Origin of the sequence: Solwaraspora sp. WMMD937 (assembly GCF_029581175.1) — a bacterium.
In the GTDB taxonomy this organism is placed as follows: domain Bacteria; phylum Actinomycetota; class Actinomycetes; order Mycobacteriales; family Micromonosporaceae; genus Micromonospora_E.
On the sequence record NZ_CP120738.1, the window covers coordinates 4,542,755 to 4,556,225 of the forward strand.

Genomic DNA, 13,471 nt, shown 5'->3' on the forward strand with positions numbered 1-13,471 from the left:
AACGTCCGGCAAACGGCTAGTGTTAGGGCAGTACGTTTTAGCCCCCGGGGAGGTGGGACGTGGCACGCAGCGACGACGCGGATTCGCGCGCCGCACGGTGGGAGAAGGAGGCCCACGATCTCTCCACCCAGGTCGCGTTTCTTCAAGAGGAACTCGCTCTGGTGCGGCGCAAGTTGACCGAAAGCCCCCGACACGTCCGGCAGCTCGAGGAACGGCTGGCGGCAGCGCAGGCGCAGCTGGCCCGACTGACCGAGAACAACGAACGGCTCGTGGCGACCCTCAAGGAAGCCCGGGCCCAGATCGTCACGCTCAAGGAGGAGATCGACCGGCTGGCGCAACCGCCCAGCGGGTACGGCGTCTTCCTGGCCCGACACGCGGATGGCACGGTGGATGTCTTCACCGGTGGCCGGAAGCTGCGGGTGGCGCTCTCCCCCTCGTTGGACGCCGACGAGCTCCAACGCGGCCAGGAGGTCCTGCTCAACGACGCGCTCAACGTGGTCGACGCGTTCGGGTACGAGCGGGTCGGTGAGGTGGTGATGCTCAAGGAACTCCTCGACAACCCGACCGGCGAGCCGAGTGACCGCGCTCTGGTCATCTCGCACGCCGACGAGGAGCGGGTGGTGCACCTGGCGCAGACGCTGGTCGGCAGTGCGCTGCGGGCCGGCGACTCGCTGATGATCGAGCCGCGGTCGGCGTACGCCTACGAGCGGATCCCGAAGAGCGAGGTCGAGGAGCTGGTGCTGGAGGAGGTGCCGGACGTCGACTACACCGACATCGGCGGCCTGCACGCTCAGATCGAGCAGATCAGGGACGCGGTCGAGCTGCCGTTCCTGCACGCGGAGCTGTTCCGTGAGCACCACCTGCGTCCACCGAAGGGCATCCTGCTCTACGGTCCGCCCGGGTGCGGCAAGACGCTGATCGCCAAGGCGGTGGCCAACTCCCTGGCCAAGAAGATCGCTGAGCGGCGGGGTGAGGAGAAGCACACCAGCTACTTCCTCAACATCAAGGGCCCTGAGCTGCTCAACAAGTACGTCGGTGAGACCGAGCGGCACATCCGGCTGATCTTCCAGCGGGCCCGGGAGAAGGCCGGTGAGGGCACCCCGGTGATCGTGTTCTTCGATGAGATGGACTCGGTCTTCCGGACCCGCGGTTCCGGTGTCTCCTCGGACGTGGAGAACACCATCGTTCCGCAGCTGCTGAGCGAGATCGACGGGGTCGAGGGCCTGGAGAACGTGATCGTGATCGGTGCCTCCAACCGGGAGGACATGATCGATCCGGCGATCCTGCGGCCCGGCCGGCTGGACGTCAAGATCAAGATCGAGCGTCCGGACGCCGAGGCGGCCAAGGACATTTTCTCCAAGTACATCCTCACCGGGCTGCCGCTGCACCCGGACGACCTCACCGAGCACGGCGACGATCCGCAGGCCACCGTGGCAGCCATGATCGACGCCGTGGTGCTGCGGATGTACTCGGAGACCGACGAGAACCGGTTCCTCGAGGTGACCTACGCCAACGGGGACAAGGAGGTCCTGTACTTCAAGGACTTCAACTCCGGCGCGATGATCCAGAACATCGTCGACCGGGGCAAGAAGATGGCGATCAAGGAGTTCCTCACCTCCGGGCGCAAGGGTCTGCGGTTGCAGCACCTGCTCGACGCGTGCGTCGACGAGTTCCGGGAGAACGAGGATCTGCCCAACACCACCAACCCGGACGACTGGGCCCGGATCTCCGGCAAGAAGGGGGAGCGGATCGTCTACATCCGTACCCTCGTCTCCGGCGGCAAGGGCGCGGAGGCCGGCCGGTCGATCGAGACGGCCAGCAACACCGGGCAGTACCTCTGACCACGGTCCGGTGTCCCGCACCCCGCCTCGGGGTGCGGGACACCGGTTCCGCGGCGCGCATGGACCGCGCCTCGGAACCGGTGTCCGACGCGCCCCCGCGTGACCACACGGACACGCCAACGTCCGGTTCCGTCGGTGCGCGGACTACGCTCGACACGACGGGCGCCGACGGAAGCGATGAGGTAACGGCATGAGTGTGCGGCGGATCATGGGCACCGAGGTGGAGTACGGAATCTCCGTACCCGGTCAGCCCGGAGCCAACCCGATGGTCACCTCCTCCCAGGTGGTCAACGCCTACGGCGCCCGACCCGAGCTGAACCGGGGCGGTCGGGCCCGGTGGGACTACGAGGAGGAGTCGCCGCTGCGTGACGCCCGGGGCTTCACCTACTCGGGAGCGGCCTACGATCCGGCAGAGGCCCTCGCCGACGAGGATCTCGGCCTGGCCAACGTGATCCTCACCAACGGCGCCCGGCTCTACGTCGACCACGCCCATCCCGAGTACTCCACCCCCGAGGTCACCACCCCGCTGGACCTGGTCCGGTGGGACAAGGCGGGGGAGCGGGTGATGGCGGAGGCGGCCCGCCGCGCGGCGACCATCCCCGGTTCGCACCCCATCCAGCTGTACAAGAACAACACCGACAACAAGGGCGCCAGCTACGGCGCCCACGAGAACTACCTGATGCGCCGGCAGACGCCGTTCGCCGACATCGTGGCGTACCTGACGCCGTTCTTCGTCACCCGGCAGATCGTCTGCGGGGCGGGTCGGGTCGGTATCGGCCAGGACGGCTCCCAGGCCGGGTTCCAGATCTCCCAGCGGGCCGACTTCTTCGAGGTCGAGGTGGGCCTGGAGACCACGCTGAAGCGGCCGATCATCAACACCCGGGACGAACCACACGCCGACGCCGACAAGTACCGCCGGCTGCACGTGATAATTGGCGACGCCAACCTCTCGGAGATCTCCACCTATCTGAAGGTCGGCACCACCTCGTTGATCCTGACCATGATCGAGGAGAAGGCGCTCGGCGCCGATCTGGGCATCGCCGACCCGGTGGCCGAGCTCAAGGCGGTGAGCCACGATCCGTCCCTGGCGCATCTGATGCGGCTGCGCGACGGCCGTCGGCTCACCGCGCTCGACCTGCAGTGGGCGTTCTACGAACGGGCCAGGGCGTTCGTCGACGACCGGTACGGCACCGACCTCGACGAGGCCACGGCTGACGTGCTGGACCGCTGGGAGGACGTGCTCGACCGGCTGGGGCGGGATGTGATGTCCTGCGCGCAGGAGCTGGACTGGGTCGCGAAACTGCGGCTGCTCGACGGCTACCGGGAGCGGGAAGGGCTCACCTGGGCCTCGCCGAAACTGCAGCTGGTCGACCTGCAGTACGCCGACGTCAGGCCGGAGAAGGGCCTCTACCACCGCCTGGTGGGTCGGGGAGCGATGCGCACCCTGCTCGACGACAGCGCCACCCGCGTCGCGATGGTCGAGCCGCCACCGGACACCCGGGCCTACTTCCGCGGCCGGTGCCTGGCGCAGTACGCCTCCGAGGTGGTCGCCGCCAGCTGGGACTCGGTCATCTTCGACGTGGGCCGGGAGTCGCTGGTCCGGGTGCCGATGATGGAGCCGGAGCGGGGGACCCAGGCCCACGTGGGCGACCTGTTCGACCGGTGCGCCAGCGCCAAGGACCTGCTGGAGGTGCTCACCGGCGGTTGAGCCGGCCAGGTTCGCTTGGCGCGAACGTGGCCGACGCCGGCCGGTTCCGTCGCCACCGCGAGGTAAGTTTCACCTAGGCGATCGTGTGGAGGAGGCACCTGATGGCTACCCGTGACAGCGGCGGTCAGTCCCAGTCCGGCAAGTCCCGCCGGGCCGAGGAAGTCGACGAGACGGTCACCGAGACCGATCCGGAGGCCGCGCAGCGGCATGCCGAGATCACCGAGGACGTCGACGACCTGCTCGACGAGATCGACTCGGTGCTCGAAGAAAACGCCGAGGAGTTCGTCCGCGGCTACGTACAGAAGGGCGGCGAGTAGCTCGCCGGCGGTGAAGATCGCACCCAGCGGGTGCGCACGCTAGTCTGCTCCAACACACCGGTGGCCTTGACCGGCGCCGTGCCGGCACGGCGGCCCGGTCAGGCGATCACGTTCTGCAGAGAGGGACCACGTGGCAGCGGGATTCGATCCATCCGGACGCCTTCCGGACGTGTTCACGAACGCGGGAACGTCCTCCTTCACCCAGTTCCTGGCGTCGGCCGCACCGGATCTGCTGCCGGGGCGCCGCCCACTGCCGCCCGGGCTGTCCGCGGACGTCGGTCCGCACGCCACGACGATCGTCACGCTCGTCACCGCCGAAGGCGTGGTGATGGCTGGTGACCGCCGGGCAACGATGGGCAACCTGATCGCCAACCGGGACATTGAGAAGGTGCATCCCGCCGACGCCTACTCGTTGATCGGCATCGCCGGCACCGCCGGCATCGGCATCGAGCTGATGCGGCTGTTTCAGGTCGAGCTGGAGCACTACGAGAAGATGGAGGGCGCCGTCCTCTCCCTGGACGGCAAGGCGAACCGCCTCGCGTCGATGATCCGCAACAACCTCGGCGCCGCGCTGCAGGGGCTGGCCGTGGTGCCGCTGTTCGCCGGGTTCGACCTGGCCGCTACCGATCCGGCCGAGGCCGGCCGGATCTTCAGCTTCGACGTCACCGGCGGTCCGTACGAGACCACCGGCTTCGACGCGATCGGCTCCGGGTCGCTGTTCGCGAAAGCGGCTCTGAAGAAGCGGTACCGTTCCGGGTTGAGTAGCGCCGACGCGGTCCGTCTCGCGGTGGAGGCGCTGTACGACGCCGCCGACGACGACACCGCCACCGGCGGCCCGGACCTGACCCGCCGGATCTTCCCGGTGGTGATGACCGCGACGGCGGCCGGCACCCACCGGCTCACCGACGCCGAGTCGGCCCAGATCGCCGAGGCGGTCGTCGCCGCGCGTACCGAGAATCCGGGCGGCTGAACCCGCGAGCGCCGACTTGTCTCGTCCGCTGTAGTCGTTACCACCTGGTCGAAGGAGAGCCGCCGCCGTGGCAATGCAGTTCTACGCCTCGCCCGAGCAGATCATGCGGGACCGTTCCGAGCTTGCCCGCAAGGGCATCGCCCGGGGCCGTAGCGCGCTGGTGCTGAGCTTCGAGGGCGGTGTGCTGTTCGTCGCCGAGAACCTGTCCAGCGCCCTGCACAAGGTGAGCGAGATCTACGACCGGATCGGGTTCGCCGCCGTCGGCCGGTACAACGAGTTTGAGAACCTGCGCCGGGCGGGGGTGCGGATGGCCGACCTGAACGGCCTCAGCTACGACCGTCGCGACGTGACCGGGCGGGCGCTGGCCAACGCGTACGCGCAGACCCTTGGGTCGATCTTCACCGAGCAGTCGAAGCCGTTCGAAGTGGAGATTTGCGTCGCCGAGGTCGGGCTGGAGCCGGCTGCTGACGAGATCTACCGGCTGACCTACGACGGCTCGGTCACCGACGAGCCGGGGTGGATGGCGATGGGCGGTCACGCCGAGACGATCGCCGGTGTGCTGCGTACCGACCATCGGGCCGACATGTCGCTGTCCGACGCGGTCGGGCTCGCGGTGCGGGCCCTGGCCGAAGTCGGCGGCGAGAACGGTGCGACCCGCAGCATCGCAGCCAACCAGTTGGAGGTGGCGGTGCTCGACCGTCGCCGCCGTGGCCGGACCTTCCGTCGGATCACTGGTGCCGCGTTGACCGCACTGCTCGACGGCGGTGCCGCCACTTCGGCGGACGAGCCCTCGTCGGGAGAAGCGGGCCGGTCCGGCGGTCCCCGGGTGCCCGAGTCGACGCCGGAGAAGCCGACCTCCTCGGCCGCCTCCGCCGACTTGGAGGACGCCGCCGGCGACTCCGGCACCACCGAACAGGACTGACCGGGCTGGGTGTGACGCGCCGGGTCCGCGTTTCGACCCGGGTGCGTCACACCCAGCGCCGCACCGTCCGCCAGTACGCGGACAGTACGGCGTTGAACACCGTCCTGCCCGGCGGGTCGATCAGCGGGGTGTCCAGCCGGTCGGTGAGGACCCGCATCCAGACCCGGTCCGGGACGGTCCGCTCGGCCTGCAGCCGTGCCCGGCGTCGCCGCAGGTGGCTGCGGTGCTGCCACAGCCACCGGTAGCCGCGGAGCTTGTCGGCCAGCCAACCCTGCCGGGCCGCCAGCACCAGCATCGCCAACTCCAGGGCCAGCAGCGGCGGGCCGAGCAGCACCAGCGACCGGGCGCCCCATGTCGTGGCCACGAACATCACCCGGTTGCGTTCGACAAGGTAGAACTTGAAGCTGTTGCGGCTGAATTCGTAGCGGTGCAGCGCCACCGCATCCGGCACGTTGACCACTCGCAGACCGACTCGCCAGGTTCTGATCGACAGGTCCGCGTCCTCGTGGTAAGCGAAGTAGTGCGGGTCGAAACCCTCCAGCCGATCCCAGTGCGCACGCCGCGTCACCAGGCAGGCGCCCATCGCACCGGCGGTCTCGGTCGACTCGGTGCGGGTCTCCCGCTCGCGGAACCCGCCGATCCAACTCAACCCGAGCACGTGCACCTCGTTGCCGCGGGAGTTGAGCAGGTCCGGTTCGTCGGCCAGCCGCACCGCGCCGGCGGCGATGCCGATGCCCGGGTCGGCGAGCTCGTCCACCAGCCGGGCGAGGGTGGTCGGCTCGACCACCGCGTCGCCGTTGACCAACGCCACGTACTCGCCGTCGGCAGCGGCCACGCCGATGTTGCAGCCGGCGGAGAAGCCGACGTTGCGGCCGTCGCCGACCACCGTGACGCCGGAAAGGTTGCCCAGCACGGCGACGTCGTCGGTGGTGCACCCGTTGTCGACCAGCACCACGTCGACGTCGACTTTGACCGAGGCGAGCAGGGCTTCCACCGATTGGCGCAGCAGCGGCTCAGCGCCCCAGGCCAGCACGACGGCACTCACCCGGGGCAGACCGGAGGGCACCCGGGACTTGTAGCTCATCTCCGACATTTCGGTTTCTCTCCTGGCCTGGGAGCCGGGCCGCCCGACGCGGGCGTGCCTGTCGTGTCCGTCGGCTGTCGGGATCGTCGACCCGGCGGCCGCGAGATCAGCCGCCGAACGCCGGGTCGCGCAACGCGGTGGAGAGCATGCTCCGCCAGTCTGCCATGACCGGTAGTCCGGCGAGCGCCCAACGCCGATGTCCGAGCACCGAGTACGCCGGCCGGGCGGCGGGCCGATGGAAGTTGGCACTGGTGGTGGGGCGGATCCGCGCCGGGTCGAGGCCGCGCAGCGCGAACGCCTCGCGGGCCAGCCCGCACCAGGTCGTCTGCCCGCTCGCCGTCGCGTGGTAGATCCCGGCGGGGGCGGTGCCGGCGACCGATGCCCCGGCAAGTGCGACGAGCTGGCGGCCGAGAGCGTACGACCAGGTCGGCTGACCATGCTGGTCATCGACGACGTCGAGGTGTTCGCGCTCACCGGCCAGCCGCAGCATGGTCGCGACGAAGTTCGGTCCGTGCGTTCCGTAGAGCCACGCGGTCCGCACCACGTAGCCGCGCTCCGGCAGCAGTCGGGCGACGGCCTGCTCGCCGACGAGCTTACTGCGGCCGTACCCGTTGACCGGCGAGGTCGGGGCGTCCTCCGGGTACGGGGAGGTGCCGTCGCCGGCGAACACGTAGTCGGTGGAGACGTGCACCAGGCGCGCGCCGCTGTCGGCGCAGGCCCGGGCCAAATGCGCCACGGCGGTGCCGTTGACGGCGGTGGCGGCTTCCTCAGCCGCCTCCGCGCCGTCCACGTCGGTCCACGCTGCGGCGTTGATCACTACCTGGTGCCCGTCGACGGCGGCAGCGACCGCCGTCGGGTCGGTGATGTCCAGATCGGTACGGGTCAGCGCGGTCACCGACCGGGTGTCCGGGTGGTCGGTCAACGCGGCCAGCAGGTCCCGCCCCAGCATCCCACCGGCGCCGGTGACCAGCCACCGGTCTGCGGCGGTCACGACGACGCCACAGGCTTCTTCAGCGGCTCCCACCAGGGCCGGTTCTCCCGGTACCAGCGGACCGTGTCGGCCAGTCCTTCGTCCAACGTGACACTCGGGGTGTAGCCCAGCTCGCGGGAGATCTTGCTGATGTCCAGCGAGTAGCGCCGGTCATGCCCCTTGCGGTCGGTGACCGGGACGACCCGTTCCCACCCCACCCCACAGGCGTCCAGTAGCCGGGCGGTGAGCTCCTTGTTGGTCAGTTCGGTCCCGCCGCCGATGTGGTAGACCTCGCCGGCGCGCCCGCCGCCGGCGACCAGCGCGATGCCCACGCAGTGGTCCCGCACGTGCAGCCAGTCCCGGATGTTGCCGCCGTCGCCGTACAGCGGCACCGTACCGCCGTCCAGCAGGTTGGTGACGAACAGCGGGACGACCTTCTCGGGGAACTGGTAGGGCCCGTAGTTGTTGGAGCAGCGGGTCACCACCACGTCCATGCCGTGTGTCCGGTGGTAGGCCAGGGCCAGCAGGTCGGAGCCGGCCTTTGACGCGGAGTACGGCGAGTTCGGTGACAACGGCCAGTCCTCGGTCCACGACCCTTCGTCGATCGACCCGTACACCTCGTCGGTCGAGACGTGCACGAACCGGTCCGTCCCGTGGCGCAGCGCCGCGTCGAGCAGGGTCTGGGTGCCCACCACGTTGGTGGTCACGAACTCCGCGGCACCGGTGATCGACCGGTCGACGTGCGACTCGGCGGCGAAGTGCACCACCATGTCGTGTCCGGCGAGTGCCCGGTCGACGGCGGCGGCGTCGCAGATGTCCGCTTGGACGAAGGCAAGCCGTGGGTCGTCGCGGACCGGGGCCAGGTTGGCGAGATTGCCGGAATAGGTCAACTTGTCCAGCACGGTCACCGTAGCCGGACTGACCGGGGCGTTCGGATCGGTGAGCAGCATCCGGACGAATTCAGAACCGATGAAGCCGGCACCGCCGGTGACGAGGACTCTCACAGGTCCGGGAGTCTACGGGACACCGGCACCGTCGACCGGGGGATCGCCGGTGACGGCTATCCGACGATGTCCCCGCCGGGACCGGCAATGGACTGGTGCACGACCGGCCCAGCAGGTGTCGGACGAAGGGTCCGACATCCGTGACCGGCCCGTACAGGGAGCCCATTGACGGTTGCTGTGGGTGGTTAGGCCGGTAGGCTCCCGCCGTGCGTGGAATCCTACTCGCCGGCGGTACCGGATCTCGGCTCTGGCCGATCACTCGCGCCGTGTCGAAACAGCTAATGCCGATCTTCGACAAACCGATGATCTACTACCCGCTCGCCACCCTGATCATGTCCGGCATCCAGGAGATCCTGGTCGTGACCACACCGGAGGATCAACCGCAGTTCCGACGACTGCTCGGCGACGGCGCGCAGTTCGGTCTGCGGCTGAGCTACCGGGCGCAGCCCCGGCCGGAGGGCATCGCCCAGGCGTTCGTGCTCGGCGCGGACTTCATCGGCGATGAGTCCGTCGCGCTGATCCTGGGCGACAACATCTTCCACGGCATTGGTCTGGGCCGGAAGTTGTCCGACCACGCCGACCTGACCGGCGGCCTGATCTTCGCCTACCCGGTGGCCAACCCCGAGGCGTACGGTGTGGTCGACTTCGACGCCGCCGGCCGGGTCCTGTCGATCGAGGAGAAGCCGAAGCGGCCTCGGTCGCGCTACGCGGTGCCCGGACTGTACTTCTACGACAACCAGGTGGTGGAGATCGCCGCAGGGCTGAAACCGAGCGACCGCGGCGAGCTGGAGATCACCGCGGTCAACGAGGCGTACCGCCGGGCCGGTCAGCTGTCGGTGACCGTGCTGGACCGGGGGACGGCCTGGCTGGACACCGGCACGTTCAATTCGATGATGCAGGCCGCTGAGTTCGTCCGGGTGATCGAGGAGCGCCAGGGCATGAAGATCGGCTGCATCGAGGAGTCCGCCTGGCGCGCCGGACTGATCGACGACGGTCAGCTGCGTGCCCTCGCCGAGCCGCTGACCAAGAGCGGTTACGGCAGCTACCTGCTGAGCCTGCTCGAGGAGCACCACGACCACCGGTTGTCCGGTGCCGGACCGGCCGAGGAGGCCTGATGAAGATCCGGGAGCTCGAGATCGAGGGTGCCTGGGAGGTCACCCCGCAGCAGCACGGTGACCCGCGTGGGCTGTTCATGGAGTGGTACCGCTTCGACCACCTGGCCGGGGCGGTCGGGCATCCGTTGCGGCTGGCCCAGGGCAACCTGTCGGTCTCGGCGCGCGGCGTGGTCCGGGGCATCCACTTCGCCGACGTGCCGCCCGGCCAGGCCAAGTACATCAGCTGCGTACGGGGCGCGGTGGTCGACGTGATCGTCGACCTGCGGGTCGGTTCACCGACGTTCGGCCGGTGGACGGCGGTGCGGCTGGACGACGTGGACCGCCGCGCGGTCTACCTCAGCGAAGGACTCGGGCACGGGTTCTGCGCGATGTCCGACGACGCCACCCTGAACTACCTCTGCTCTGCCACCTACAACCCGCGCGCCGAGCACGGCGTGCATCCTCTTGACGCCGACCTGGCCATCGACTGGCCGGTCGCCGCGCCACAGCTGTCCGCCCGCGACGACGCGGCCCCGACCCTGGCCAAGGCCCGCGCCGACGGCCTGCTGCCGGACTACGGCCGCTGCCGGGAGTTCACCGCCCGGCTCTCCGTCGCCGAGTCGCCGTAACGCATCTGGCCGTTAACTCTGCGCGAAAGCGACCTGTCGGGCGTCGTTCGTCCGACAGGTCGCCCGAGACTGACCACGGAGCCCTCGGGGCGGCTAATGTCTGGTCATGGAACGGCGAATCTTCGGGCTCGAAACCGAGTACGGTGTCACCTGCACCTACCGCGGCCAGCGGCGGCTGTCGCCGGACGAGGTGGCGCGCTACCTGTTCCGCCGGGTGGTCTCCTGGGGGCGGTCCAGCAACGTCTTTCTCCGCAACGGGGCCCGGCTCTACCTCGACGTCGGATCCCATCCGGAGTACGCCACGCCGGAGTGTGACTCGGTCACCGACCTGGTGGCGCACGATCGGGCCGGCGAGCGGATCCTCGAAGGGCTGCTGGTGGACGCCGAGAAGCGGCTGCACGACGAGGGCATCGCCGGCGAGATCTACCTGTTCAAGAACAACACCGACTCGGCCGGCAACTCGTACGGCTGCCACGAGAACTACCTGGTGTCCCGGCACGGCGAGTTCGGTCGGCTGGCCGACGTGCTCATCCCGTTCCTGGTCACCCGGCAGCTCATCTGCGGTGCCGGCAAGGTGCTGCAGACGCCGCGCGGGGCGGTCTACTGCCTGTCCCAGCGGGCCGAGCACATCTGGGAGGGCGTCTCCTCGGCGACCACCCGGTCTCGGCCGATCATCAACACCCGCGACGAACCGCACGCCGACGCCGAGCGGTACCGCCGGCTGCACGTCATCGTCGGCGACTCCAACATGAACGAGGTGACCACGCTGCTCAAGGTCGGCAGCGCGGACATCGTGCTGCGGATGATCGAAGCCGGTGTCGTCATGCGGGACCTGTCGTTGGAGAACCCGATCCGAGCGATCCGCGAGGTCTCCCACGACATCACCGGCCGGCGCAAGATCCGCCTCGCCTCCAACAAGGAGGTCAGCGCGCTGGAAATTCAGCAGGAGTACCTGGCCCGGGCGACCGAGTTCGTCGAACGCCGGGGCGGCGACCAGACCGCCAAACGGGTCGTCGAGCTGTGGGGCCGGGCACTGCGGGCGGTCGAGACCGGTGACCTGGACCCGGTCGCCCGGGAGATCGACTGGGTGACCAAGTTGAAGCTGATCGAGCGCTACCAGCGCAAGCACGATCTGCCGCTGTCCCACCCGCGGGTCGCCCAGATGGATCTGGCGTACCACGACCTGCGCCGCGGCCGCGGGCTGTACGCGCTGCTGGAGCGGCGCGGCCAGGTCGACCGGGTGGCCACCGACCCGGAGATCTTCGAGGCGAAGGAGACCCCGCCGCAGACCACCCGGGCCCGCCTGCGCGGGGAGTTCATCCGGCACGCCCAGGAGAAGCGGCGGGACTTCACCGTCGACTGGGTCCACCTCAAGCTGAACGACCAGGCCCAGCGGACCGTGCTGTGCAAGGACCCGTTCCGGGCCTACGACGAGCGGGTGGAGCGGCTGATCGCGAGCATGTGACGGTAGGCTCACCAGACAATGGCTGACCCCACCCGCGACGATCCCGCGCCACCACCACTGCCGCCGTCCGACGCCGGCCAGCCGAGTCCGTTTCCCCGGACCGAGACCTGGCTCGAGCGGCGGCGCAACAAGATTGCCGCGGAGATCGCCCGCAACCGGCGCGGCGAGTACACCGTACCCACCTGGGTGCTCGCCACGGCGTTGGCGCTCATCCTGGGTGCCTGGGCGGTCCTGATCATCGTCAGCTGAGCCGGTGCCGCCGGGTCGGCCGCCCCCGTCGCCGCCGGCCAGCGCTGTCAGGTCACTGGTCGCCGCCGGCCAGCGCCGCCGCGTGCCGGCCGGCGGCCGCGCAGGCCAGGAAGTAGGCGTGGTCGCCGGCCAGGTCCCGGCCCATCGTGCGCAGCGGCACCGGGCTGGCCCGCAACGCCGCGTCGAGACCGTCGGTGGCGACCCGTACCGCACGGTGCCGGCCGGTCGGCGCCACCAGTTGACGCAACGCGGTCGCCACGTCGTCGGCGATCTCCGCCGGCAGGTCCGCCGGCACCACCAGGTCCGCCGGAGCGAGCGCCACCCGGCCGTACGCGGTGCTGCTGTGGTGCGACAGGCCGCGGTGGCGCGGCCGCGGGTCGTCGGCGGAGATGCGCAGTGCGCCGACCGGCCGCCCGCCGAGTACGGCGGCGGCGTTGACCGCCTCGCCCACCCCGACGCCGGAGAAACCCCATCTGGTGCCGGTGCCGAGGTTGCCCGGACCCTGGCAGACCACCGTCACGTCGGCGGCCAGCACGTGCCGGGTCGCCAGCAGCCCGCTGTGCACGGTGGTGGCCTCCAGATCGCCGCCGAAGCACTGGCCCACGGTGACCGTACCGGCCAGCGTTGCGGACAGCCCGTCGAGGGTCCGGGAGAAGCCAGCGGGCAGCGCCCCGCCATCGGTCATCACGTACCCGACGCGCAGCCAGGGCCGGTCGGCGAGGACGCCGGCGACGATCGCCGGCAGCGCCGAGTGCAGGTCGGCGGTGACCACCGGCATCCCGGCCAGGTCCTCGGCGTCGGCCAGCACCTGTCGGTGCGGTGACGCCTCCTCGTCGACCCCGCACACGATCGCCTGCAGCGGGGTGTAGCGGGCCTTCACCAGATGCCCGTCGGAGCGGTCCCGCCCGCCCGGCGGGTCCGGCGGCAGCCGGTCCGGCACCGCCACCACCAGGGCGTACCCGCCGGTGCCGAGCCCCATCAGCAGTGCCGAGACGTTCAGCAGCACCCGGTCGCCGGGTTCGGGTTCGCCGACCAGCGCCGGATAGGCCACCGCGCGTACCGGCTCCCCGTCGACCACGACGTCCAGTTCGACCGCCCCGCGCCACCGCCGCCGGACCGCGGTGACCCTGCCGTCACGCCATCGCACCATGCCGGGCACGCTAACCTGCACCCCCGTACAGCGGCCGGGCGGGGCGGTCGCTGCCCCGCCGACACTGC

At 70.0% G+C, this 13,471-nt stretch carries 13 protein-coding genes; 9 read left to right on the top strand and 4 right to left on the bottom strand.

All coding sequences use genetic code 11. The features are described from left to right. Positions 1 to 59 precede the first annotated feature (59 nt). From arc to prcA, 5 genes are all read left to right on the top strand, one after another. Positions 60 to 1,841, top strand: coding sequence for a proteasome ATPase (arc, locus tag O7621_RS20160; protein ID WP_123601513.1), 1,782 nt, complete (start codon positions 60 to 62; stop codon positions 1,839 to 1,841). A gap of 190 nt (positions 1,842 to 2,031) precedes the next feature. Then, positions 2,032 to 3,549, top strand: a complete 1,518-nt coding sequence (gene dop / locus O7621_RS20165; RefSeq protein WP_348775250.1) for a depupylase/deamidase Dop — start codon at positions 2,032 to 2,034, stop codon at positions 3,547 to 3,549. Positions 3,550 to 3,650: 101 nt separating this feature from the next. After that, on the top strand, positions 3,651 to 3,866 hold the full coding sequence (locus tag O7621_RS20170) for a ubiquitin-like protein Pup (protein ID WP_123601515.1): 216 nt from the start codon (positions 3,651 to 3,653) through the stop codon (positions 3,864 to 3,866). Between the two features lie 130 nt (positions 3,867 to 3,996). After that, positions 3,997 to 4,836, top strand: a complete 840-nt coding sequence (gene prcB / locus O7621_RS20175) for a proteasome subunit beta (RefSeq protein ID WP_278169020.1) — start codon at positions 3,997 to 3,999, stop codon at positions 4,834 to 4,836. A 67-nt stretch (positions 4,837 to 4,903) separates the two neighbouring features. Continuing rightward, on the top strand, positions 4,904 to 5,758 hold the full coding sequence (gene prcA / locus O7621_RS20180) for a proteasome subunit alpha (RefSeq protein WP_282230682.1): 855 nt from the start codon (positions 4,904 to 4,906) through the stop codon (positions 5,756 to 5,758). A 46-nt stretch (positions 5,759 to 5,804) separates the two neighbouring features. Here prcA and O7621_RS20185 read toward each other — a convergent pair whose 3' ends face one another. The 3 genes from O7621_RS20185 to rfbB all read right to left on the bottom strand — a co-directional run bounded on the left by O7621_RS20185 (position 5,805) and on the right by rfbB (position 8,816). Beyond that, complete coding sequence (locus tag O7621_RS20185; RefSeq protein WP_282230683.1) at positions 5,805 to 6,851, bottom strand: glycosyltransferase family 2 protein; 1,047 nt, start codon at positions 6,849 to 6,851, stop codon at positions 5,805 to 5,807. 97 nt (positions 6,852 to 6,948) lie between these two features. Continuing rightward, entirely contained in the window at positions 6,949 to 7,833 is an 885-nt protein-coding gene (gene rfbD / locus O7621_RS20190; protein WP_282230684.1) for a dTDP-4-dehydrorhamnose reductase, read from the bottom strand. Beyond that, the gene (rfbB, locus tag O7621_RS20195) at positions 7,830 to 8,816 is read right to left on the bottom strand and encodes a dTDP-glucose 4,6-dehydratase (RefSeq protein WP_282230685.1); all 987 of its coding nucleotides are present in this window, start codon (positions 8,814 to 8,816) and stop codon (positions 7,830 to 7,832) included. Before rfbB ends, rfbD begins: the two co-directional genes overlap by 4 nt. Before the next feature lie 206 nt (positions 8,817 to 9,022). Between rfbB and rfbA the strand changes: the two genes are divergently transcribed. The 4 genes from rfbA (at position 9,023) to O7621_RS20215 (ending at position 12,253) form a co-directional block, all read left to right on the top strand. After that, the gene (gene rfbA, locus O7621_RS20200) at positions 9,023 to 9,931 is read left to right on the top strand and encodes a glucose-1-phosphate thymidylyltransferase RfbA (protein ID WP_282230686.1); all 909 of its coding nucleotides are present in this window, start codon (positions 9,023 to 9,025) and stop codon (positions 9,929 to 9,931) included. After that, on the top strand, positions 9,931 to 10,539 hold the full coding sequence (locus tag O7621_RS20205; protein WP_282230687.1) for a dTDP-4-dehydrorhamnose 3,5-epimerase family protein: 609 nt from the start codon (positions 9,931 to 9,933) through the stop codon (positions 10,537 to 10,539). Before rfbA ends, O7621_RS20205 begins: the two co-directional genes overlap by 1 nt. A 106-nt stretch (positions 10,540 to 10,645) precedes the next feature. After that, positions 10,646 to 12,004, top strand: coding sequence for a Pup--protein ligase (gene pafA / locus O7621_RS20210; protein WP_123601522.1), 1,359 nt, complete (start codon positions 10,646 to 10,648; stop codon positions 12,002 to 12,004). 18 nt (positions 12,005 to 12,022) lie between these two features. Continuing rightward, a complete protein-coding gene (locus O7621_RS20215) occupies positions 12,023 to 12,253 on the top strand; it encodes a hypothetical protein (RefSeq protein WP_282230688.1) in 231 nt (76 codons plus the stop codon). A 52-nt stretch (positions 12,254 to 12,305) separates the two neighbouring features. Here the strand turns inward: O7621_RS20215 and O7621_RS20220 are convergent, their stop codons facing one another. Beyond that, positions 12,306 to 13,403: a DUF3866 family protein gene (locus O7621_RS20220; protein WP_282230689.1), complete on the bottom strand. Its 1,098-nt coding sequence runs from the start codon at positions 13,401 to 13,403 to the stop codon at positions 12,306 to 12,308. Between the last annotated feature and the right edge of the window lie 68 nt (positions 13,404 to 13,471).